Annotated in this window: 1 rRNA gene; it reads right to left on the reverse strand. The window is 55.3% G+C overall.

The window, feature by feature from the left end:
• A 23S ribosomal RNA gene (locus HOP45_RS20365) occupies positions 1-2,727 on the reverse strand; the annotation flags it as partial.

A 2,727-nucleotide genomic window follows, 5' to 3' on the forward strand; every position in this document is an offset into this window, starting at 1 on the left:
TGTCGCCACGCTTCCACACCGGACCTATCAACCTCATCGTCTCTGAGGGATCTTACTTACTTGACGTAATGGGAAATCTCATCTCAAGGGGGGCTTCATGCTTAGATGCTTTCAGCACTTATCCCGACCGCACGTAGCTACCCAGCAGTGCTCCTGGCGGAACAACTGGTACACCAGCGGTGCGTCCATCCCGGTCCTCTCGTACTAAGGACAGCTCCTTACAAATTTCCAACGCCCACGACGGATAGGGACCGAACTGTCTCACGACGTTCTGAACCCAGCTCGCGTACCGCTTTAATGGGCGAACAGCCCAACCCTTGGGACCGACTACAGCCCCAGGATGCGATGAGCCGACATCGAGGTGCCAAACCTCCCCGTCGATGTGGACTCTTGGGGGAGATAAGCCTGTTATCCCCGGGGTAGCTTTTATCCGTTGAGCGACGGCCCTTCCATGCGGAACCGCCGGATCACTAAGCCCGACTTTCGTCCCTGCTCGACTTGTAAGTCTCGCAGTCAAGCTCCCTTCTGCCTTTACACTCTGCGAATGATTTCCAACCATTCTGAGGGAACCTTTGGGCGCCTCCGTTACCTTTTAGGAGGCGACCGCCCCAGTCAAACTGCCCACCTGACACTGTCTCCGGACCGGATCACGGTCCTGGGTTAGAATGTCCGTACAGCCAGGGTGGTATCCCACCGGCGCCTCCACCGAAGCTAGCGCTCCGGCTTCTATGGCTCCCACCTATCCTGTACAAGCTGTACCAACATTCAATATCAGGCTACAGTAAAGCTCCACGGGGTCTTTCCGTCCTGTCGCGGGTAATGTGCATCTTCACACATCGTATAATTTCACCGGGTCTCTCGTTGAGACAGTGCCCAAGTCGTTGCACCTTTCGTGCGGGTCGGAACTTACCCGACAAGGAATTTCGCTACCTTAGGACCGTTATAGTTACGGCCGCCGTTTACTGGGGCTTCGGTTCAACGCTTCGCCCTTGCGGGCTAACGCATCCCCTTAACCTTCCAGCACCGGGCAGGTGTCAGCCCCTATACTTCGCCTTACGGCTTCGCAGAGACCTGTGTTTTTGCTAAACAGTCGCTTGGGCCTTTTCACTGCGGCTCCTCGGCAGAGGAGCACCCCTTCTCCCGAAGTTACGGGGTCATTTTGCCGAGTTCCTTAACGAGAGTTCTCCCGCTCACCTTAGGATCCTCTCCTCGTCTACCTGTGTCGGTTTGCGGTACGGGCACCTGTATCCTCACTAGAGGCTTTTCTTGGCAGTGTGAACTCAGGAGCTTCGGTACTTGATTTCCCTCCCCGTCACAGCTTGACGTCCGCCGGACGGATTTGCCTATCCGGCCGTCTCACTGCTTGGACGCGCCTATCCATCAGCGCGCTCTCCTTATCCTCCTGCGTCCCCCCGTCGTTCAAACGGATACGAAGGTGGTACAGGACTATCAACCTGTTATCCATCGCCTACGCCGTTCGGCCTCGGCTTAGGTCCCGACTAACCCTGAGAGGACGAGCCTTCCTCAGGAAACCTTAGACTTTCGGTGAAAGAGATTCTCACTCTTTTTTCGCTACTTATACCGGCATTCTCACTTCTAAGCGCTCCACCAGTCCTCACGGTCTGACTTCACGGCCCTTAGAACGCTCTCCTACCACTGATCCATTGGATCAATCCGCAGCTTCGGTGATGTGTTTAGCCCCGGTATATTTTCGGCGCAGCGTCACTCGACCAGTGAGCTATTACGCACTCTTTCAATGATGGCTGCTTCTAAGCCAACATCCTGGTTGTCTAAGCAACGCCACATCCTTTTCCACTTAACACATACTTAGGGACCTTAGCTGGCGGTCTGGGCTGTTCCCCTCTCGACCATGAACCTTATCACCCACGGTCTGACTCCCAGAGCGAAGTCGCTGGCATTCGGAGTTTGACTGAATTCGGTAACCCGATAGGGGCCCCTCGTCCAATCAGTGCTCTACCTCCAGGACTCCATACTCTGAGGCTAGCCCTAAAGCTATTTCGGAGAGAACCAGCTATCTCCGTGTTCGATTGGCATTTCACCCCTACCCACACCTCATCCCCGCATTTTTCAACATACGTGGGTTCGGGCCTCCAGTCAGTGTTACCTGACCTTCACCCTGGACATGGGTAGATCACACGGTTTCGGGTCTACGCCCCCATACTGCATCGCCCTGTTCAGACTCGCTTTCGCTGCGGCTCCGCGTTTGATCGCTTAACCTTGCATGGATGCGTAACTCGCCGGTTCATTCTACAAAAGGCACGCCGTCACCCATTAACGGGCTCCGACTACTTGTAGGCACACGGTTTCAGGTTCTCTTTCACTCCCCTTCCGGGGTGCTTTTCACCTTTCCCTCACGGTACTGGTTCACTATCGGTCACGAGGACGTATTTAGCCTTGGGAGATGGTCCTCCCGGATTCCGACGGAATGTCACGTGTTCCGCCGTACTCAGGATCCACGCCGGAGGTCCTCCGGTTTCGGCTACAGGGCTGTTACCTGCTCTGGCGGATCGTTCCAGATCGCTTCGCCTACCAAAGGACTTGATCACTCCAATGGCGTGTCCTACAACCCCAGAAAGCAAGCTTTCTGGTTTGGGCTGCTTCCGTTTCGCTCGCCGCTACTCGGGAAATCGCTGTTGCTTTCGTTTCCTCCGGGTACTGAGATGTTTCAGTTCCCCGGGTGTGCCTTCCTGAACCTATGTATTCAGT

Origin of the sequence: Thalassobacillus sp. CUG 92003 (assembly GCF_013618635.1) — a bacterium.
Classification (GTDB): domain Bacteria; phylum Bacillota; class Bacilli; order Bacillales; family Halobacillaceae; genus CUG-92003.